We start from the raw sequence: 18,100 nt of genomic DNA on the forward strand, positions 1-18,100 counted from the left end.
ACGCCACTGGGGGGGGGGCGGACCTCCGTTTCCCCGCACTAACCCTTGCTGGGTTTCCGGTAAGGTTTGTCGCAGCTTCTGCCCCCCCCTCGGCGCGCGGGGGGGCCAAGGCAGGTGCGTCCGACAGGAGCCTTGATGATACGAATTGTTCGTCTCGCCGACCTTGCCGTCGCTGGCGTTCTGACCGCCTTGATGGCCTTGCCGCTCTCCGCCATCGCCTTGGCGCAAACCGCACCCGCGCAACCCGCACGTCCTCAGGCCGCGCCCGCTTCGCCGGCCCAGGCGGCACCCAAGCTCGAAACCTTCGGCAGGTGGTCGACCCTGGTCGACGAGGTCGACACCGGTGAGGATCTCCGCAAGACCTGCGCGGCATCAACCGCCTTTGTCGGCGCTGGCGGCGAGAGCGGCACTCTGACACTCATCATCACGAACGGCGATGCACTGCCGCCGGATGCCTACCCATCCATAACCATCTCCGTCGACAACAAGGCCTTGCCGACCGGCAAGTCGGTCGCCGCCGCTTTCGGCGATGACAAGGGCCGCGTCGCCGCAAAGCTCCATTCCGATGGTGCCGTGAACGGCCGGCTCAGCTGGACCGTGGACAACCAGGCCAAGACCAGCCTGGCGCTCTTGCGCGTCATGCGGCGGGCATCGGCGCTTGACGTTTCCTTTGGCGACGCGCCGGTTGGAAGCATATCCATGGATGGCTTCACCAAGGCCTATCGCAGCCTCGGCGTTTCGTGCGGGTTCCCGACCGCCGACGTCGCTCCCTGACGACATCGGAACGCAGTCCGGCTGCTTGGCGAGGCTGGCAATCTTGCTCGCGCCTCGCTATCTCTCTGGCTGAAGGGCGAGGGCATGGTGCCGATACTTTGCCATCGCTGCAAAAACCTCTAAGCCTTTCGCTTCACCGGATTCGCCAACCAAAGGCATTCTCAATGCGCTGTCCCTATTGCCAGTCAGAAGATACGCAGGTGAAGGATTCGCGCCCCGCCGAGGATGGCGCGGCGATCCGCAGGCGGCGCGTCTGCCCCGATTGCGGCGGCCGTTTCACCACCTTCGAGCGCGTGCAGTTGCGCGACCTCGTGGTGGTCAAGAAATCGGGCCGCAAAGTGCCGTTCGACCGCGACAAGCTGCTGCGCTCGGTGGAGATCGCCGTGCGCAAGCGCAATGTCGATCCCGAGCGCATCGACCGCGCGGTGACCGGCATCGTGCGCCAGCTCGAAAGTTCCGGCGAGACGGAGGTTGCTTCGGGGGAAGTCGGCCGACTGGTCATGGAAGCGCTGAAGTCGCTCGACGATGTCGCCTATGTCCGCTTCGCCTCGGTCTACCGCAATTTTCGCGAGGCCAAGGATTTCCACGAATTGCTGGGCGAGCTCAAGGGAGACGAAGTCAAAGGCGAAGAGGACGCCAGCTAAGCATGACTGCAAGCGAACAGGCCGCCCTTGATCGCCGGTTCATGGCGGCGGCGCTCCGCCTTTCACGGAAGAATGCCGGGCGCACCTCGACCAACCCGTCAGTCGGCACGCTGATCGTGCGCGATGACGGCAACGGCCCGATGATCGTCGGCACCGGCGTCACCGCTGTCGGCGGCCGCCCGCATGCCGAGACCGAGGCCCTGGCCGAGGCCGGCGCGCTCGCGCGTGGTGCTACCGCCTATGTCACGCTGGAACCTTGCGCCCATCATGGCCGCACGCCGCCTTGCGCCAATGCGCTGGTCAATGCCGGCGTCGCGCGCGTTGTCGGTGCGGCCAGCGATCCCGATCCGCGCGTGTCCGGCAATGGCTACGCAATCCTGCGTGCCGCCGGTGTCGAGGTGGTCGAGAAGGTGTTGGCGGCGGAAGCGGCCGAGCAGATGGCCGGCTATTTGATCCGATCATTGAGAAAACGCCCAGAAGTGATTCTCAAGCTTGCGCTTTCCAGCGACGGCAAGATCGGCCGGGAAGGCGAGGGGCAGGTGTCGATCACCGGCGATATCGCGCGCCGCGAGGTGTATCTGATGCGGGCCGAGGCGGACGGCATACTGGTCGGCATCGGCACAGCCCTTGAGGACGATCCAGCCCTGACGGTACGCTTGCCGGGGCTGGAGAACCGCTCGCCGGCGCGCATCGTGCTCGACCGCCAGATCAGGTTGCCGGAGACCTCGAAGCTGGTTTCGGGCGTCGACCGGGTGCCGCTCTATGTCGCCGCTTCCCTGGAGGCCGATCCGCTGCGGCGCGCAGCACTCGAACGCGCCGGCGTGCGCTTCATCGGCACTGAAACACATGAGGGCGGCGTCGCGCTACCGGAACTGCTCGAGGATCTGGCCGCGCTCGGCTTGGCAAGCGTGCTGGTCGAGGGCGGCGCCAAGGTGGCCAGCGCCTTCCTCGCCGATGGGCTGGTCGACCGCATCGTGCTGTTCCAGGGGCCGGAAGCGATCGGCGATGACGGCATTGCATCGCCGATCGACGTTGACCATATCCCGGCAGGTTTTCGCAAGCTTCGCGACATGCGTTTCGGCGAGGACAGCTACGCCGAGTGGATAAGGGATATCTGATGTTTACCGGGATTGTCAGCGATGTCGGCACTGTCGCTTCCGTCAAGCCGCTCAGGGAAGGGGTGGGGTTGCGCATCGACACCGCCTATGACCCCGACACCATCGCCATCGGCGCCTCGATCTCCTGCGGCGGTGTCTGCCTGACGGTCACGGGCTTGCCCCACAGTGGCTCGAATGCACGCTGGTTCGAGGTCGAGGCCTGGGAAGAGGCGCTAAGGCTGACGACGGCGATGGGCTGGAAATCGGGCACGCGGATCAATCTGGAGCGGGCGCTGAAGATCGGCGACGAACTCGGCGGTCACATCGTTTCGGGCCATGTCGACGGCATGGCCGAGATCATCGAGCGTAAGGATGAAGGCGACGCCGTGCGCTTCACGCTTGAGGCGCCGCGCGACCTGGCGAAGTTCATTGCGCCCAAGGGCTCCGTCGCGCTCGACGGCACCTCGCTCACCGTCAACAAGGTGCAAGGCGTGCGCTTCGACGTGCTTCTGATCCACCACTCGCTGACCGTGACCACCTGGGGCGAGCGCAAGGTCGGCGACCGCGTCAATCTCGAGATCGACACCATGGCCCGCTACGCGGCGCGGCTTGTGGAGGCCGCGAAAGAGGGGCTTTGATGGCTACCGATTGTTACGTCACTTCCTCGCAGTCTTGAAATTACCGGCCATGGGCCGTACATTGTTGCCAGGAGAACGACGATGACCGCAGATCCACCACGCAGTCGTGTCCGTGGCGAGCGTCTGGAAACACGCGTCACGACCGACCAGAAGAACCTTATCGAACACGCTGCGGCACTTCAGGGCCGAACGGTGACGGATTTTGTCTTGACCAGCGTTCAGGAGGCTGCCCGCCGAGCCATTGAGGAGCATCAGCGCTTCGATCTGTCCGTGCGCGACAGCCGCGCGTTCGTGGATGCTCTTGTCAATCCGAGACCTGTGAACGATCGTCTGCACGATACAGTGCGTCGGTATCGTCAAGCCACTGGCACCTGAGGGGTGGGCTCGACTGAGGGGCCTTTGCGTGTTGAGGTGCTTGGCCCGCAGCAGGACAGAACCTCATTCGAGAGCGGCGCGGAACCACTCGATCGATATCTCAGGATTCAGGCCGGACAAGACGCTCGCAAGAACATTGCCGCGCCATTCGTACTGGTTCTACCGGATGGAACCATCGCCGGCTACTACACGCTCTCTTCGACTGCCGTGAATGTTGGCGATTGGCCTGCCCAGACCGTTCGCAAGCTCCCCCGTTACCCGCTCATTCCGGCCACGTTGCTAGGGCGCCTTGCCGTTGATCGGCGATATCGGGGACTAGGCTACGGCCGCTATCTCCTGGCCGACGCCCTTTCCCGTTGCGTAAGGAGCGAGATTGCCTCGTTTGCCGTTATTGTCGATGCCAAGGACGAAGATGCACGCCGCTTTTACCAACGCGAGAGTTTTCTACCGTTCCCAGAACAGCAAATGAAGCTCTTCCGGCCGATGGCCGATATCGCAGAGCTGTTCAAATGAGGAAGGATTTGATGGACAGGAGGAATTCCAAAGACGAAGAGCGGCTGACGCGGGATGCATTGGCCGATGTAGATGCCGGCCGTGTTGTGGATCATGAAGCCGTTCTCGCCTGGGCTGAAAGCCTTGGTGCTGACTGCCAGGTTCCCGCACCTTGCCCAAAGAGGTAGGCACGACACGCCTCCCGCAATCTTCCGCTTGCGGTCAACCCGGCTTCGGCCTAAGTCACCGGCAACCCCCCGGAGACTTTTATGGCTGGCACATCCCAACACGGCAAAGCGTTTATCCGTCCGAAGAAGAAAGCCCGCGTTCTGATCATCGAAGCGCGCTTCCACGACGGCCTTGCCGACGCGTTGCTCGATGGCGCGACGAGCGCGCTCGATGAAGCGGGTGCGACTTACGACGTCGTCACCGTTCCAGGTTCGCTCGAGATTCCCGCGGTGATTACCTTCGCGCTGGACGGCGCGACTGAAGGCGGTCCAAATTATGACGGCTTCGTTGCGCTTGGCACCGTCATCCGCGGCGACACCTATCATTTCGACATTGTCGCCAATGAATCCAGCCGCGCACTCATGGACCTGAGCGTGCAGGACTCGGTCTGCATCGGCAACGGCATCCTCACCACCGAGAACGACGCACAGGCGTGGACGCGGGCCAAGCGCTCGGAGGGCGACAAGGGTGGCTTTGCCGCGCGTGCGGCGCTGACCATGATCGCCCTCAAAGAACAACTAGGAGCGCGATCGTGAGCGAACCCGCTTCGCCCGGCCAGCCCGCGGTGCGCCACGCCAACAAGCGCGGTGCTGCCCGTCTGGCCGCCGTGCAGGCGCTTTATCAGATGGATGTGGCCGGCAGCGGCGTCTTCGAGATCACCGCCGAATACGAGGCCTTTCGCCTTGGCAAGGAAGTCGACGGCGCGCTCTACCGCGAGGCCGATGCGCAATGGTTTCGCGCCATTCTGGCGGGTGTCGTCGAAAACCAGAAGACCATCGATCCCATCATCCGCCAGGCGCTGACCGAGGACTGGCCGCTGTCGCGGCTCGATTCGACGCTGCGCGCCATCCTGCGTGCCGGCGTCTACGAGTTGATGAAGCGCGAGGATGTTCCCGTTGCCGTCATCGTCTCCGAATATGTCGACATCGCCAAGGCCTTCTACGAGGAAGACGAGCCGAAGCTGGTTAATGCCGTGCTCGACCGTGTGTCACGCCGTGTGCGTGGCGAGGGGCGCGGCAAGGACGCATCATGACGGCAATTGCCGTCGAGGCAGGCAAGGAGGCGCGTCGCACCGCGCTGATCCTCGCCGCCTCGCAGGCGATCATCGGCTCGGCGGCCCCTATCGCCATCTCCATGGGCGCGCTGGCCGGGCAATATCTGCTTGGTCCCGACAAATCGCTGGCGACGGCACCGATCACCGGCTTCAACATCGGCGTGGCGCTCGGCGCGCTGCCCGCAGCGGCCATCATCCGCGGCATGGGCCAGCGCGGCGGCTTTACGATCGGCACGATCGTCACGGCGCTTGGCGGCCTGATCGCCACGCTGGCACTTTTTCAAGGCAGCTTCTGGCTGTTTGCCTTTGGCTTGCTCACGATCGGGGTCGGTGGCGCTTTCGTCCAGCAATTCCGCTTCGCCGCCGCAGACAACGCGCCGCCGGAGTTCAAGGCGCGCGCCATCTCCTTCGTGCTGGCCGGCGGCATCGTCACCGCCATCCTCGGGCCGCAGATCGTCATCTTCACCCGCGAATTGTTGGCGCCGGTGATGTTTGCCGGTGCATTCATTTCCATCCTGCCGCTGGCTGCGGTCGGTGCCATCATCCTGTCGTTCCTGCGGCTGCCGACGAAGACATCCGGTAAGGTGGCGATCACCGACAGCGACGCCAGACCATTGGCCGAAATCGTCACGCAGCCGCGTTTCGTCGCCGCGCTTTTCTGCGCGGTCGGCAGCTACGCGCTGATGAGCTTCGTCATGACCGGCGCACCGCTGGCCATGGTCGGCTGCGGCCTGTCGGAGACCGACGCGACACTCGGGATCTCCTGGCACGTCATGGCGATGTTCGCGCCGAGTTTCTTCACCGGCTCGCTGATCCATCGCTTCGGCGCGGAGCGCATCGTGGCGACCGGCCTGATCCTGCTCATCGGCTGCGCCATTGTCGCTCTGTCAGGCCTGGCGCTGTGGCAATTCTGGACGTCGCTGATCCTGCTCGGCCTTGGCTGGAATTTTGGCTTCATCGGCGCCACGGCGATGGTGTCGGCCAGCTACCGGCCGTCGGAAAAGGGCAAGGTGCAAGGCTTCCACGACTTCGTGCTGTTCGGCTCCGTCGCCTGCGCTTCGCTGATGTCGGGGATGGTTTACAACGCCTGGGGTTGGGAAATGCTGAACTGGGTGATATTCCCGGTCACCGTTCTGTGCTTCGTGGCGCTCGGTGCGCTCAAGCTGACGGGCTTGCGCAAGCCAGTGCTTGATCGCGCTTGACCTGACACGATGCTGTCAGGATGACTTCGGTCGAAGCCCCGGCCGCCGAACAAAATTATTGCGCTGATCCCCATTCTTATGAAACCGTATGCCCCGACGGGCCGTCGAAGCCATGCTCATATGCGGCCACCGCATTCCGGTTCACAGCAAGGGATTTCACAATGTTCTCAGTCAAGCTTCTGGCCGGCGCGGCATTGGCGCTCGGCGTAACAGTGGCTTCCGCCAGTGCCCAGGTGGTTGTCTCCTCGAAGATCGACACCGAGGGCGGCGTGCTCGGCAACATCATCCAGCTGGTGCTCAACGCCAACAACATCAAGACATCAGACCGCATCCAGCTCGGCGGCACGCCGGTGGTGCGCAAGGCGATCATCGCTGGTGAGATCGATATCTATCCCGAATACACCGGCAACGCTGCCTTCTTCTTCGAGAAGGCCGACGACCCGGTTTGGAAAGATGCCGCCAAGGCCTATGAGACGGCCAAGAAGCTCGACTACGACGCCAACAAGATCGTCTGGCTGTCGCCGTCGCCCGCCAACAACACTTGGGCGATCGCGCTGCGCAAGGAAGTCGCCGAGACCAACAAGCTCGCCACGCTTTCAGACTTCGGCAAATATGTCGCGGGCGGCGGCCAGGTGGTGCTGGCGGCTTCCGCCGAGTTCGTCAATTCGGCGGCCGCACTTCCAGCGTTCCAGACCACCTATGGCTTCACATTGAAGCCGGACCAGTTGATCACGCTCTCCGGCGGCGACACCGCGGCGACCATCGCCGCCGCCGCCAACCAGACCAGCGGCGCCAACGCAGCCATGGTCTACGGCACCGATGGCGGCATCGCGCCGTCCGGGCTTGTCGTGCTCGACGATGACAAGGGCGTACAACCGGTCTACCAGCCGGCGCCGATCATCCGAGAAGCGGTGCTGAAGGAACATCCCCAGATCGAGACGCTGCTGAAGCCTGTCTTCGCCAAGCTCGACCTCGTCACGCTGCAGGAGCTGAACGGGCGCGTGCAAGTCGGCGGCGAGCCGGTCAAGGGCGTCGCCGAAGACTTCCTGAAGAAGAACGGGTTTTTGAAGTAGTCAGCGCGTAGCTCATCGTGACATTGGTGCGAGGCACCCCCCTCTGGAAGCTGCTGATCTCCCTCCTTGCGGGGGAGATGTCCGGCAGGACAGAGGGGGGTGCTGTCCCGCCGACCTCTCAACCCGTCACAAGTGCGTGCCTCGACAGAGTTGCTTCCGAACAAGCCGACGCTCGAAAGTTGGCGATCCTTCACACCCCCCTCTGGCCTGCCGGCCATCTCCCCCGCAAGGGGGGAGATTGGATATCGCGTCGGTTTTCGCCAATCCCCAAAGAAAGCTGCGCGACGTGGCAAATCGCCCGTCATGAGGGGCAACCATGACCGTTCGCTTCGACAAGCTCGGCGTGGTCATTGCCGCGATATCAGCCTACGCGGCTTTTGCCGCGCCCTTTGCCACGTTCCGCGCCAACCGCATCGTCCCCGGCGAGGCGCGCTCAATTCTCGAGGCGTTGCCGGCAACGACCGGGACGCTGCTGCTCGCCATCATTGTCGCCGCGGGACTTGTTGCGCTGTTCAAGACACTGCTCGTGTTGCGCCTTGCCGCCAGCGCGGTGACGCTTGCCGCGCTCGTGCTGCTGATCGGCGTTGCCGGCACATTTCTCACGCCGGCGGGCAACACCTTTGCAAGAATTTCGCCGGCCTCCGGTTTCTGGATTCTTATCTTTGCTTTCACGCTTTTGCTCGCCGACGTGCTGACACGGCTGACCCTGTCGCCTTGGGCGAGGGTAGGCGCGCTCGTGGTCGCGGCTTTGGCGATCGGGCTGCTGTTGATTTCGGGAAGCTGGGACAATCTGTCGATCCTCAAGGAATACACCAACCGTGCCGACAGTTTCTGGGCCGAAGGCTCCAAGCACGTGACGCTGGCGCTCGGTTCACTGCTTGCCGCGGTGATCGTCGGTCTGCCGCTCGGCATCCTCTGCCATCGCGTCGAAAGGCTGCGCGCCGGCGTGCTCAACGTGCTCAACATCATCCAGACCATTCCCTCGATCGCGCTGTTCGGCCTGCTGATCGCGCCGCTCGGCTGGGTTGCCACGCATGTGCCGGGAGCTGCCGCGCTCGGCATTCGCGGCATCGGCACGGCGCCCGCCTTCGTCGCGCTGTTCCTTTACTCGCTGCTGCCGGTTGTGGCCAACACCGTGGTCGGTCTCGCTGGCGTGCCGCGGGCCGCCAACGACGCGGCGCGCGGTATGGGCATGACCGACCGACAGCGCCTGTTCGGCGTCGAGTTTCCGCTGGCTTTTCCTGTCATCCTCACCGGCATCCGTATCGTTCTGGTGCAGAACATCGGCCTCGCCACCATTGCCGCGCTCATCGGCGGCGGCGGTTTTGGCGTGTTCGTCTTCCAGGGCGTCGGCCAGACGGCGATGGACCTTGTGTTGCTCGGCGCCGTGCCGACGGTGGCACTGGCCTTCGCCGCCGCCATCATCCTCGACGCGGTGATCGAAATGACTGCCACCAAGCGCAGGGTTGAAACGGCATGATCGAGATCGAAGGCATTACCAAGCGCTATGACGCGACGACGGTGGTCGATGATGTCTCGATGGTCATCGAGCCTCGCACCATCGCCGTTATCGTCGGCACCTCCGGTTCCGGCAAGACGACGCTGCTGCGCATGATCAACCGGCTGGTCGAGCCGACCTCGGGCATCATCAAGCTCGACGGCGCCGACAATCGTTCGCTGCCCGGCTACGAACTGCGCCGCAGCATCGGCTACGCCATCCAGGGCCACGGCTTGTTTCCGCATCGCACGGTGGCGCAGAACATTGCCACCGTGCCGGTGCTGCTCGGCTGGGACAAGGACCGCATCAAGGCCCGCGTCGACGAACTGATGACACTTTACCAGCTCGATCCCGAAGCCTTCGGACCGCGCTACCCGCACGAACTGTCCGGCGGTCAGCAGCAGCGCGTCGGCGTTGCCCGCGCGCTCGCCGCCGAGCCCAACGTGCTGTTGATGGACGAGCCGTTCGGCGCGCTCGATCCGATCATCCGCACCAAGGCGCAGGAAGATCTGCTGGCGATCCAGCAGCGCTTCGGCACCACCATCATCCTCGTTACCCACGACATGGAAGAGGCCGTGCATATGGGCGACAAGATCGCCGTGATGGATGCCGGCAAGCTTGTGCAATACGCCAAGCCCGCCGAGATCCTGGCGAAGCCGGCAAGCGCCTTCGTCGAAACCCTGGTCGGCGCCAGCGAGAGGCCATTCCGGTTGCTTTCGCTCGGCCGCGTGCGCGACGTCGTGGAGAAGGGCACCGCCGAAGGCGAAGCGATCCCCGGCGATGCCAGCCAGCGCGATGCACTGGCTGAATTGTTGTGGTCGGGCCGGCCGGCGCTGCCGGTCACAGGCGCCGACGGCAAGCCGCTTGGCCGCGTCACGGTCGACGGTCTGGTGAAACGCGCGGCGAGGCCGGCATGAAGGCCTGGCTTCCATCGCTGCTCAGGCTTGCCTTGGTGATGCTGCTCGTTGCCTTCGTCACCAATCCCGGCTGGTTCGAGCCGCTGCTGAAGCCGCTGACAGAGAACAATTCGCCGGTGATCTACAACCAGGGCAGCCTGCTGACCCTGACATTGCTGCATTTGCGCACTGTCCTGATCGCCACCGTGGCCGCGACCATCGTCGCTGTGGCGCTTGCCATCCTGGTCACCAGGCCGGCCGGCGCCGAGTTCCTGCCGCTGTCGCGCAGCCTGGTCAATATCGGCCAGACCTTTCCGCCTGTGGCGGTCCTGGCACTCGCCGTGCCGGCTGTCGGCTTTGGCGAGAAGCCGACGCTGATCGCGCTGTTTCTCTACGGGCTGCTGCCGATCTTCGAAAATGCACTGACCGGCCTGACGACGCTGCCGGCCAATGTGGTCGAGGCGGCGCGCGGCGCCGGCATGACCGGCTGGCAAAGGCTCACCAAGGTCGAGCTGCCGCTCAGCGCCCCGATTATCCTGGGCGGCATCAGGCTGTCGGTGGTGATCAGCCTCGCCACGGCCACCATCGGCTCGACGGTGGCCGCCAGGACGCTCGGCGAAGTGATCATCGCCGGGCTCTTGTCCAACAACCTCGCCTTCGTCCTGCAGGGCGGACTGATCGTGGCGGCCCTTGCCGTGCTGATCTATGACGGCCTGTCGACGATCGAGCGCTACACGGCGCGCCGCATGGGCCGGGAGACCGAGTAATCGAGTTCAGATTTCATCTTCGCCAACTTCCGCCACCTTTAGAAGATGGCGCAAGAGGCCAGTCTTGAGCGGCTTATTTGCATGTATCGGAATCGAGAGACGTACAACGCTTCCCTGCTTTCCGTAGATATGATGGCTTCCGGCGACGCGCAGGAGCTCCCAACCGCGTCGCTCGACTACCCGCGAGAGTTCCTTGCCGGAGATGGACTTCAAACAGCGACTTCCACGATCCTGCCGGGTTTCGAAGTCGACGACGACGGAAGGTCGACTGAAAGACAGCCCTCGATGGCTTCGCGCAGATTTGCCAACAGCTCGTCCAGGGTTTCTCCCTGCGTCGCGCACCCTGGAATGGCGGGGACTTCGGCCCAGAATCCACCCTCTTCGGCTTCGTGGACAATAGCTTTGAATTTCATCGATCAACTCCTGTCTTGGTCCAGAAGATATGCTCGCGATGAGCATTTGCAAAGCAGGGGATCGTGCGGCCTTACTCCGCGGCGTGGGTTTGGATCAGCCCGAGCGTCCTTCCTTGTCGCCGGCAACCAGACGAAATCGTCCTCATTCAATCGATCTAATTCAACAACGACGCCGATGGGAATGCCGCCGCTTTCCACTTTTAGGCGAAAGCCGGGCAAAAACCGAACAATATCTTGACGTTCGCAGCCCTGTTTCGCATACACCGCTGCGAGGAGGCGGATTCCGTGCTCGGAATCCGGTCTTTGTCTCAACGGCCCAGGGAGGGGTTCTTTTGGGCCATCAATCGAGGAAAATCCGGCAATGACAATTATTTCCGCCGTCATCGCCTGCGGCCTGCTTTCAATCCTTTACGCCATCTGGGCGACACGTTCGGTCCTCGCGGCCGATCAGGGCAATGCACGCATGCAGGAAATCTCCGCGGCCATCCGCGAAGGCGCACAAGCCTATTTGGCGCGTCAGTACACCACCATCGCCATCGTTGGCGTCGTCGTCCTCGTGCTCGCCTGGTGGTTGCTGTCCATCACCGCCGCGGTCGGCTTCCTGATCGGCGCGGTGCTTTCGGGCTCCGCCGGCTTCATCGGCATGCATGTCTCCGTTCGCGCCAACGTTCGCACGGCGCAGGCCGCATCAAACAGCCTCGCTGCCGGCCTCGACATCGCTTTCAAGTCGGGCGCCATCACCGGCATGCTGGTTGCTGGCCTGGCCTTGCTCGGCGTGTCGATCTACTACCTTGTCCTGACCCACTTCTTGGGCCTTCAGCCCAATGACCGCATCGTCATCGATTCGCTGGTCTCGCTCGGCTTCGGCGCATCGCTGATCTCGATCTTCGCCCGTCTCGGCGGCGGTATCTTCACCAAGGGCGCCGACGTCGGCGGCGATCTCGTCGGCAAGGTCGAAGCCGGTATCCCGGAAGATGATCCGCGCAACCCGGCCACCATCGCCGACAATGTCGGCGACAATGTCGGCGACTGCGCCGGCATGGCCGCCGACCTGTTCGAAACCTATGCGGTGACGGTCGTCGCCACCATGGTTCTCGCTGCCATCTTCTTCGGCGGCACCGCCGTTCTCGGCGCGGCGATGCTCTATCCGCTCGCCATTTGCGGCGCCTGCATCCTGACCTCGATCGTCGGCACCTTCTTCGTCAAGCTCGGCTCGAACGGCTCGATCATGGGCGCGCTCTACAAGGGCCTGATCGTCACCGGCCTGTTGTCCGTCGTCGGTCTCGGCGTCGCTACCTCCGTATGTCTTGGCTGGGGCGAGATCGGCACCGTTTCCGGCATGGTCATCACCGGCAAGAACCTGTTCTTCTGCGGCCTGATCGGCCTCGTGGTGACCGGTCTCATCGTCGTGATCACCGAGTACTACACCGGCACCAACAAGCGCCCGGTGAACTCCATCGCCCAGGCGTCGGTCACCGGTCACGGCACCAACGTCATCCAGGGCCTTGCGGTCTCACTGGAATCGACGGCACTTCCGGCGATCGTCATCGTCGGCGGCATCATCTCGACCTATCAGCTCGCCGGCCTCTTCGGCACGGCGATCGCGGTCACGACGATGCTCGGCCTTGCCGGCATGATCGTTGCGCTCGACGCCTTCGGCCCGGTCACCGACAATGCCGGCGGTATCGCCGAAATGGCCGGCCTGCCCAAGGAAGTGCGCCACTCCACCGACGCGCTCGACGCGGTCGGCAACACCACCAAGGCGGTGACCAAGGGCTACGCCATCGGTTCGGCCGGCCTCGGCGCACTGGTGCTGTTTGCCGCCTACTCGAACGACCTGAAGTTCTTTGCCGCCAATGGCGACAAATATCCCTACTTCCAAGGCATGGGCGAGATCTCCTTCGATCTCTCCAACCCCTACGTCGTCGCCGGCCTGATCTTCGGCGGCCTGATCCCGTATCTGTTCGGCGGCATCGCCATGACGGCCGTCGGCCGCGCGGCCGGCGCCATCGTCGAGGAGGTGCGCAAGCAGTTCCGCGAGGATCCGGGCATCATGGCCGGTACCTCCAAGCCGAACTACGCCCGCGCGGTCGATCTGCTGACCAAGGCGGCGATCCGGGAAATGATCATCCCGTCTCTGCTGCCGGTGCTGGCGCCGCTCGTCGTCTACTTCGGCGTGCTGCTGATCTCGGGCTCGAAGGCATCCGCCTTTGCAGCGCTGGGCGCCTCGCTGCTCGGCGTCATCGTCAACGGCCTGTTCGTCGCCATCTCGATGACTTCGGGTGGTGGCGCCTGGGACAACGCCAAGAAGTCCTTCGAGGACGGCTTCGTCGACAAGGACGGCGTCAAGCACCTCAAGGGTTCCGAAGCGCACAAGGCTTCGGTGACCGGCGACACGGTCGGCGATCCCTACAAGGACACCGCCGGCCCGGCCGTCAACCCGGCGATCAAGATCACCAACATTGTCGCGCTCTTGCTGCTGGCCGTGCTCGCGCACGGCTGATCGAGGAGCATTGGTCGAATAAAACCCGCGGGATCGCTCCCGCGGGTTTTTTGGTCGACTGAGATGATGCTGCCCTCCTCGAGGGAAGGCGGTCTGAGATCAGGGAGTGCCGCCGCCGGGAATGCCGGGGGCCAGCTTGCTGGCGCCGTTGATGATCTGGCTGAGGAAGTTCTGATCCTTGCCGCCGGTCGGGGTGGTGCGCGAGACGAAGTCGAACATCTTGCCGTCCTTCAGCCCGTAATTGGCGATCTGGGTGACGCGCCCGTCCGCGCCGAAATAGACCGCCAGCACCTTCTGGTCGATGAGCCTCGGCTTGTCGAAGGCGACGTAGCGCTTGCGCGTCTGCGAAATGTAGTAGAACGCCTCATTGTCGAAGGTCGCCGTCGTCGACGGCGTGCCGAGCGCCAGCAGCACCTGCTCGCGGCTGGAGCCGACGGGCACCGAATCGATTGCCTGCTGGTCGATGACGTACCCTTGCGTCAGCGTCTCGCTCGGGCTGAGGTCACCGATCATCTTGTTGGTGTGGCAGGCGGATAGCGCCGAAATGATAACCAGCAGCGAGATCGCGCCGGCGGGCCTGGACGAGAAGGTCGACTTGAAATTCAGCGCGCGCAACAACAACTCCATTAGCTGGCCGCAACTTGCGCTGGGCCGCGAAACCGGTAAACCAGCTTGCTTGCCGATGCAACAAGGCCACTTCAACAAACGGTCCCCAGGAGACCATCCCCAATGTTCCAGCGCTTTTTTGGCCGCGAACGCCACGCCAACCGCGCTATCACCGAGGCGCTTTACGCACAAATCGTGGCGGCGGCGCGGCAGACCGTGTTTTATTCCCATTGGAATGTGCCAGACACGCCGCTTGGCCGTTTCGAGATGCTGTCGCTGCACATGTTCCTGTTCCAGCACCGGTTGCGTGGTGAGGACGGCGTGGCGCAAGAGGTTGCTCAAGTGCTGATCGACGAGTTCTTCCTCGACGTCGATCATTCGCTGCGGGAATTGGGCGTTGGCGATGTCGGCGTACCCAAACGCATGAAAAAGTTGGCAAGGATGTTTTATGGACGAACCGCCGCCTATGATGATGCGCTGGAAAGAAATGACCGCGAAGGGCTCACCGCGGCCCTTGCCCGCAATGTCCGGCCCGACGCCGGCGCCTGGCCGGAAGCGTCGCTGCTGGCCGCGTATGTCACCGACGCTTGCAATCAACTGGCCGCGCAACCATCCGAATCGATTGTTGCCGGCGCGCTGGCGTTTCCCGTCCCAAGGGAGGTTGAACAATGAAGCACGTTGACCCGCAAAGCCCGGTATCCTTCCGCGCAAACGTCACTCGCGTGCCGCAGAAGGGTCTGCCGGTGGTTATCGAGGCCGATGCCGCGCAGCGCGCGGCGCTGGCCGAGGAGCACGGGCTGATTTCGGTCGAATCCTATCGCGCCGAGCTTCTGGTGGCGTCATGGAAACGCAATGGCGTGAAGATCAGCGGTCGCGTCGAAGCAAACATCACCCAAGCCTGTATCGTCACGCTCGAGCCTGTCGAAGCGCATATCGACGAACCGGTCGAAGCGCTGTTGCTGCCCGAGGACTCCAAGCTTGGACGGCAGGGTTTCGATGGTGGCGGCGAGATACTGCTCGACGCGGAAGGCCCTGACAGTCCCGAAACATTTTCCGGTGACACGATCGATGTCGGGGCACTTGCCGAACAGTACTTCGGACTGGCCATCGACCCCTATCCGCGCAAGCAGGGCGCCTCGCTGAATGCCGGCACCGAGACCGAACCAGCGGAGAATGAATTTCAGCAGAAACTGCGATCCTTGCTGGGAAAATCCTGAAAAGCTCGCCCGCGACGGAAAAGTCGGTTGTGCGGCAGCCCAAAACCGTTATTTTCGCCGAACCTTCGCGGTCGCTGAAGCGACCTGCCCGCATAACCGTGAGATAAATACCGCGTGATCAGGATTTCCATCGATGCCATGGGCGGCGATCACGGACCAGCCGTGGTCATTCCGGCGCTCATGACGGTCGCGACCCGCCGTCCCGACATCCGCTTCGTCATCTACGGCCGTGAGGAGGTCGTGCGCCCGGAACTCGCCAAATTTCCGAAGCTCGCCGAGATCAGCGAGTTCTTCCATTGCGAGGTAGCGGTCAGGATGGACGACAAGCCGAGCCAGGCGCTGCGCCATGGCCGCTGGAAGTCGTCGATGTGGAAGGCGGTGGAAGCGGTCAAGGCCGGCACGGCGGACGCCTGCATTTCCGCCGGCAACACCGGCGCGCTGATGGCGATGTCGAAATTCTGCCTGCGCACCATGGCCACCATCGATCGCCCGGCGATCGCGGCGCTGTGGCCGACATTGCGCGGCGAAAGCGTGGTGCTGGACGTTGGCGCCACGATCGGCGCCGATGCGCACCAACTGATCGACTTTGCCATTCTGGGCACCGGCATGGCGCGCTCGGTCTTCGGCGTCGCCAGGCCGAGCGTCGGCCTGCTCAATGTCGGAGTCGAGGAGATCAAGGGCCAGGAAGAGGTCAAGGAGGCCGGGCGCATGCTGCGCGAAGCCAACATGGCCTCGATGAACTATCACGGTTTCGTCGAAGGCGACGACATCGGCAAGGGCGTGGTCGACGTTGTCGTCACCGAGGGCTTTGCCGGCAACATCGCGCTGAAGACGGCGGAAGGCACGGTGCGCCAGATCGGTGGCTATCTGCGCGCGGCGATGAGCCGGACGCTGATGGCCAGGATCGGCTACATCTTCGCCAAGGGCGCCTTCGATCGCCTGCGCGAAAAGATGGATGTCGGCCGCTCCAATGGCGGCGTCTTCCTGGGACTGAACGGCATCGTGGTGAAAAGCCATGGAGGTGCCGATTCGGACGGCTTCGCCGCGGCGATCGAGCTTGGTTATGATATGGTGCGCAACAATCTGCTCGACCGCATCGAGGCCGACCTCGACCTGTTCCATGCGCGCAACCCGCATGCCCAGGCAAACAGGAAATCCGACGTCGTTACCGACGCAAAGGAATAGGAAAGAACTTTGATCAGATCAGTCGTGCGCGGCACAGGCGCCGCGCTGCCCCGCCGAATCATGAAGAATGCCGATTTTGAAGGCATGGTCGAGACCTCCGACGAGTGGATCGCCCAGCGCACCGGTATTCGCCAGCGCCATATCGCCGGGGATGACGAGACGACGGCTTCGCTCGGTGAGGCGGCGGCGCGCGCAGCACTTGCCGATGCGGGTCTCACGCCCGCCGACCTCGATCTGATCGTGCTGGCGACCTCCACGCCCAACAACACATTCCCGGCCACCGCCGTCGAGATCCAGAACCGGCTCGGCATGCATCACGGGTTTGCCTTCGACCTGCAGGCGGTCTGCTCGGGCTTCGTCTACGCCGTGGCCACGGCCGACCTCTACATCCGCGGCGGCCTGGCCAAGCGCGTCCTGGTCATCGGCTCGGAAACATTCTCGCGCATCCTCGACTGGAGCGACCGCTCGACCTGCGTGCTGTTTGGCGATGGCGCCGGTGCCGTGGTCATGGAAGCCGGCGAGGGGACTGGCACGATCGCCGACCGTGGCGTCCTGGCGGCCAGCCTGCGCTCCGACGGAGCGCACAAGGACAAGCTTTTCGTCGACGGCGGGCCATCGACCACGGGCACCGTCGGCCACCTCCGAATGGAGGGCCGCGAAGTCTTCAAGCATGCGGTGGGCATGATCACCGATGTCATCGAAGCGACGTTCTCGCAAGCCGGCATATCAGCCGATGATCTCGACTGGTTCGTGCCGCACCAGGCCAATAAACGAATTATTGACGCTTCCGCCAAGAAACTCGGGATAGCTGAGCAAAAGGTGGTGGTTACGGTCGATTTACACGGTAACACCTCGGCGGCTTCCGTGCCGTTGGCACTTTCGGTGGCCGTCGCCGACGGCCGCATCAAGAAGGGCGATCTCGTGCTTCTGGAGGCCATGGGTGGCGGCTTCACCTGGGGCGCGGTCCTGATTCGCTGGTAAGTGCCAAACGGTCCGGTTTCGGTCCTTGACCTTGCCGGATCAATTACTTAGGCTCTGCCGTTGTTGTGCCGAATTTTATGTTTTGAGCTGATGGGACGGTCGGATGGGGGGAAAGACACTTACGCGCGCCGACCTTGCCGAGGCGGTTTACCGGAAGGTCGGCCTGTCGCGCACTGAATCGGCCGAACTCGTCGAAGCGGTGCTGGACGAAATCTGCGAAGCGATCGTCCGTGGCGAAACGGTGAAGCTGTCGTCCTTCGCGACATTCCACGTCCGCTCCAAGAACGAGCGCATCGGCCGCAACCCCAAGACCGGTGAAGAAGTGCCGATCCTGCCGCGCCGGGTGATGACCTTCAAGTCGTCGAATGTCCTGAAGAACCGTATCTTGCGCTCCCACCAAAGCGGCAAGGCCAAAAGCGGCAAGTGACCATTGCGCGGTTGAAAACCGCCGCCGCCA

General features: G+C 63.5%; 23 protein-coding genes. 20 read left to right on the forward strand and 3 right to left on the reverse strand.

Annotated features, from left to right (window positions below; genetic code table 11):
- Positions 1–135: 135 nt before the first annotated feature.
- From NKG99_RS20890 to NKG99_RS20955, 14 genes are all read left to right on the forward strand, one after another.
- The gene (locus NKG99_RS20890) at positions 136–774 is read left to right on the forward strand and encodes a hypothetical protein (RefSeq protein ID WP_352870523.1); all 639 of its coding nucleotides are present in this window, start codon (positions 136–138) and stop codon (positions 772–774) included.
- A 164-nt stretch (positions 775–938) separates the two neighbouring features.
- On the forward strand, positions 939–1,418 hold the full coding sequence (nrdR, locus tag NKG99_RS20895) for a transcriptional regulator NrdR (protein WP_256750776.1): 480 nt from the start codon (positions 939–941) through the stop codon (positions 1,416–1,418).
- A 2-nt stretch (positions 1,419–1,420) separates the two neighbouring features.
- Entirely contained in the window at positions 1,421–2,536 is a 1,116-nt protein-coding gene (gene ribD / locus NKG99_RS20900; protein WP_352870524.1) for a bifunctional diaminohydroxyphosphoribosylaminopyrimidine deaminase/5-amino-6-(5-phosphoribosylamino)uracil reductase RibD, read from the forward strand.
- Positions 2,536–3,153: a riboflavin synthase gene (locus tag NKG99_RS20905; protein ID WP_352870525.1), complete on the forward strand. Its 618-nt coding sequence runs from the start codon at positions 2,536–2,538 to the stop codon at positions 3,151–3,153. The genes ribD and NKG99_RS20905 overlap by 1 nt, the downstream gene beginning before the upstream one ends.
- Positions 3,154–3,234: 81 nt before the next feature.
- Positions 3,235–3,528, forward strand: coding sequence for a type II toxin-antitoxin system TacA family antitoxin (locus tag NKG99_RS20910; RefSeq protein ID WP_352870526.1), 294 nt, complete (start codon positions 3,235–3,237; stop codon positions 3,526–3,528).
- Between the two features lie 24 nt (positions 3,529–3,552).
- A complete protein-coding gene (locus NKG99_RS20915) occupies positions 3,553–4,041 on the forward strand; it encodes a GNAT family N-acetyltransferase (protein WP_352870527.1) in 489 nt (162 codons plus the stop codon).
- A gap of 11 nt (positions 4,042–4,052) precedes the next feature.
- Positions 4,053–4,208, forward strand: a complete 156-nt coding sequence (locus tag NKG99_RS20920; protein WP_502913705.1) for a hypothetical protein — start codon at positions 4,053–4,055, stop codon at positions 4,206–4,208.
- Positions 4,209–4,289: 81 nt separating this feature from the next.
- Positions 4,290–4,784: a 6,7-dimethyl-8-ribityllumazine synthase gene (gene ribH / locus NKG99_RS20925; RefSeq protein WP_352870528.1), complete on the forward strand. Its 495-nt coding sequence runs from the start codon at positions 4,290–4,292 to the stop codon at positions 4,782–4,784.
- On the forward strand, positions 4,781–5,281 hold the full coding sequence (gene nusB / locus NKG99_RS20930) for a transcription antitermination factor NusB (protein ID WP_023798402.1): 501 nt from the start codon (positions 4,781–4,783) through the stop codon (positions 5,279–5,281). Before ribH ends, nusB begins: the two co-directional genes overlap by 4 nt.
- Entirely contained in the window at positions 5,278–6,504 is a 1,227-nt protein-coding gene (locus tag NKG99_RS20935; protein WP_352870529.1) for an MFS transporter, read from the forward strand. Before nusB ends, NKG99_RS20935 begins: the two co-directional genes overlap by 4 nt.
- A 161-nt stretch (positions 6,505–6,665) precedes the next feature.
- Positions 6,666–7,577: a glycine betaine ABC transporter substrate-binding protein OsmF gene (gene osmF, locus NKG99_RS20940; RefSeq protein WP_352870530.1), complete on the forward strand. Its 912-nt coding sequence runs from the start codon at positions 6,666–6,668 to the stop codon at positions 7,575–7,577.
- Positions 7,578–7,893: 316 nt separating this feature from the next.
- On the forward strand, positions 7,894–9,057 hold the full coding sequence (locus tag NKG99_RS20945) for an ABC transporter permease (protein ID WP_352870531.1): 1,164 nt from the start codon (positions 7,894–7,896) through the stop codon (positions 9,055–9,057).
- Positions 9,054–9,992: an ABC transporter ATP-binding protein gene (locus NKG99_RS20950; protein ID WP_352870532.1), complete on the forward strand. Its 939-nt coding sequence runs from the start codon at positions 9,054–9,056 to the stop codon at positions 9,990–9,992. Before NKG99_RS20945 ends, NKG99_RS20950 begins: the two co-directional genes overlap by 4 nt.
- Positions 9,989–10,738, forward strand: a complete 750-nt coding sequence (locus NKG99_RS20955; RefSeq protein WP_352870533.1) for an ABC transporter permease — start codon at positions 9,989–9,991, stop codon at positions 10,736–10,738. Before NKG99_RS20950 ends, NKG99_RS20955 begins: the two co-directional genes overlap by 4 nt.
- A gap of 6 nt (positions 10,739–10,744) precedes the next feature.
- Here the strand turns inward: NKG99_RS20955 and NKG99_RS20960 are convergent, their stop codons facing one another.
- Both NKG99_RS20960 and NKG99_RS20965 read right to left on the reverse strand, forming a co-directional pair.
- Positions 10,745–10,951, reverse strand: coding sequence for a type II toxin-antitoxin system HicA family toxin (locus NKG99_RS20960; protein ID WP_352870534.1), 207 nt, complete (start codon positions 10,949–10,951; stop codon positions 10,745–10,747).
- Entirely contained in the window at positions 10,948–11,151 is a 204-nt protein-coding gene (locus NKG99_RS20965) for a type II toxin-antitoxin system HicB family antitoxin (protein WP_352870535.1), read from the reverse strand. Before NKG99_RS20965 ends, NKG99_RS20960 begins: the two co-directional genes overlap by 4 nt.
- A 361-nt stretch (positions 11,152–11,512) precedes the next feature.
- Between NKG99_RS20965 and NKG99_RS20970 the strand changes: the two genes are divergently transcribed.
- Positions 11,513–13,654 carry a sodium-translocating pyrophosphatase gene (locus tag NKG99_RS20970; RefSeq protein WP_352870536.1) on the forward strand — a complete coding sequence of 714 codons (2,142 nt, stop codon included), beginning with the start codon at positions 11,513–11,515 and terminating at the stop codon, positions 13,652–13,654.
- A 99-nt stretch (positions 13,655–13,753) separates the two neighbouring features.
- On the opposite strand, the gene NKG99_RS20975 is transcribed toward NKG99_RS20970, so the two are convergent.
- Positions 13,754–14,269: an outer membrane protein assembly factor BamE gene (locus tag NKG99_RS20975; RefSeq protein ID WP_352870537.1), complete on the reverse strand. Its 516-nt coding sequence runs from the start codon at positions 14,267–14,269 to the stop codon at positions 13,754–13,756.
- A 114-nt stretch (positions 14,270–14,383) separates the two neighbouring features.
- Between NKG99_RS20975 and NKG99_RS20980 the strand changes: the two genes are divergently transcribed.
- The 5 genes from NKG99_RS20980 (at position 14,384) to NKG99_RS21000 (ending at position 18,070) form a co-directional block, all read left to right on the forward strand.
- Positions 14,384–14,932: a ubiquinol-cytochrome C chaperone family protein gene (locus NKG99_RS20980; protein WP_352870538.1), complete on the forward strand. Its 549-nt coding sequence runs from the start codon at positions 14,384–14,386 to the stop codon at positions 14,930–14,932.
- Positions 14,929–15,477 carry a YceD family protein gene (locus tag NKG99_RS20985; protein WP_352870539.1) on the forward strand — a complete coding sequence of 183 codons (549 nt, stop codon included), beginning with the start codon at positions 14,929–14,931 and terminating at the stop codon, positions 15,475–15,477. Before NKG99_RS20980 ends, NKG99_RS20985 begins: the two co-directional genes overlap by 4 nt.
- A 114-nt stretch (positions 15,478–15,591) precedes the next feature.
- The gene (plsX, locus tag NKG99_RS20990) at positions 15,592–16,662 is read left to right on the forward strand and encodes a phosphate acyltransferase PlsX (RefSeq protein ID WP_352870540.1); all 1,071 of its coding nucleotides are present in this window, start codon (positions 15,592–15,594) and stop codon (positions 16,660–16,662) included.
- A gap of 9 nt (positions 16,663–16,671) precedes the next feature.
- Entirely contained in the window at positions 16,672–17,643 is a 972-nt protein-coding gene (locus NKG99_RS20995; protein WP_352870541.1) for a beta-ketoacyl-ACP synthase III, read from the forward strand.
- A 103-nt stretch (positions 17,644–17,746) separates the two neighbouring features.
- On the forward strand, positions 17,747–18,070 hold the full coding sequence (locus NKG99_RS21000) for an integration host factor subunit alpha (RefSeq protein ID WP_023759885.1): 324 nt from the start codon (positions 17,747–17,749) through the stop codon (positions 18,068–18,070).
- The last annotated feature ends 30 nt before the right edge of the window (positions 18,071–18,100 follow it).

It is taken from the genome of Mesorhizobium sp. M1409 (assembly GCF_040317535.1).
Classification (GTDB): domain Bacteria; phylum Pseudomonadota; class Alphaproteobacteria; order Rhizobiales; family Rhizobiaceae; genus Mesorhizobium.

What these genes read in the sequence shown, in the direction of transcription:
- ribD (WP_352870524.1), top strand. Translation starts at nt 1,421, where the DNA reads ATGACTGCAAGCGAACAGGCCGCCCTTGATCGCCGGTTCATGGCGGCG.
- NKG99_RS20980 (WP_352870538.1), top strand. Translation starts at nt 14,384, where the DNA reads ATGTTCCAGCGCTTTTTTGGCCGCGAACGCCACGCCAACCGCGCTATC.
- NKG99_RS20970 (WP_352870536.1), top strand. Translation starts at nt 11,513, where the DNA reads ATGACAATTATTTCCGCCGTCATCGCCTGCGGCCTGCTTTCAATCCTT.
- NKG99_RS20910 (WP_352870526.1), top strand. Translation starts at nt 3,235, where the DNA reads ATGACCGCAGATCCACCACGCAGTCGTGTCCGTGGCGAGCGTCTGGAA.
- NKG99_RS21000 (WP_023759885.1), top strand. Translation starts at nt 17,747, where the DNA reads ATGGGGGGAAAGACACTTACGCGCGCCGACCTTGCCGAGGCGGTTTAC.
- osmF (WP_352870530.1), top strand. Translation starts at nt 6,666, where the DNA reads ATGTTCTCAGTCAAGCTTCTGGCCGGCGCGGCATTGGCGCTCGGCGTA.
- NKG99_RS20950 (WP_352870532.1), top strand. Translation starts at nt 9,054, where the DNA reads ATGATCGAGATCGAAGGCATTACCAAGCGCTATGACGCGACGACGGTG.
- NKG99_RS20985 (WP_352870539.1), top strand. Translation starts at nt 14,929, where the DNA reads ATGAAGCACGTTGACCCGCAAAGCCCGGTATCCTTCCGCGCAAACGTC.
- NKG99_RS20955 (WP_352870533.1), top strand. Translation starts at nt 9,989, where the DNA reads ATGAAGGCCTGGCTTCCATCGCTGCTCAGGCTTGCCTTGGTGATGCTG.
- NKG99_RS20920 (WP_502913705.1), top strand. Translation starts at nt 4,053, where the DNA reads ATGGACAGGAGGAATTCCAAAGACGAAGAGCGGCTGACGCGGGATGCA.
- nrdR (WP_256750776.1), top strand. Translation starts at nt 939, where the DNA reads ATGCGCTGTCCCTATTGCCAGTCAGAAGATACGCAGGTGAAGGATTCG.
- ribH (WP_352870528.1), top strand. Translation starts at nt 4,290, where the DNA reads ATGGCTGGCACATCCCAACACGGCAAAGCGTTTATCCGTCCGAAGAAG.
- NKG99_RS20905 (WP_352870525.1), top strand. Translation starts at nt 2,536, where the DNA reads ATGTTTACCGGGATTGTCAGCGATGTCGGCACTGTCGCTTCCGTCAAG.
- NKG99_RS20890 (WP_352870523.1), top strand. Translation starts at nt 136, where the DNA reads ATGATACGAATTGTTCGTCTCGCCGACCTTGCCGTCGCTGGCGTTCTG.
- NKG99_RS20965 (WP_352870535.1), bottom strand. Translation starts at nt 11,151, where the DNA reads ATGAAATTCAAAGCTATTGTCCACGAAGCCGAAGAGGGTGGATTCTGG.
- NKG99_RS20935 (WP_352870529.1), top strand. Translation starts at nt 5,278, where the DNA reads ATGACGGCAATTGCCGTCGAGGCAGGCAAGGAGGCGCGTCGCACCGCG.
- NKG99_RS20945 (WP_352870531.1), top strand. Translation starts at nt 7,894, where the DNA reads ATGACCGTTCGCTTCGACAAGCTCGGCGTGGTCATTGCCGCGATATCA.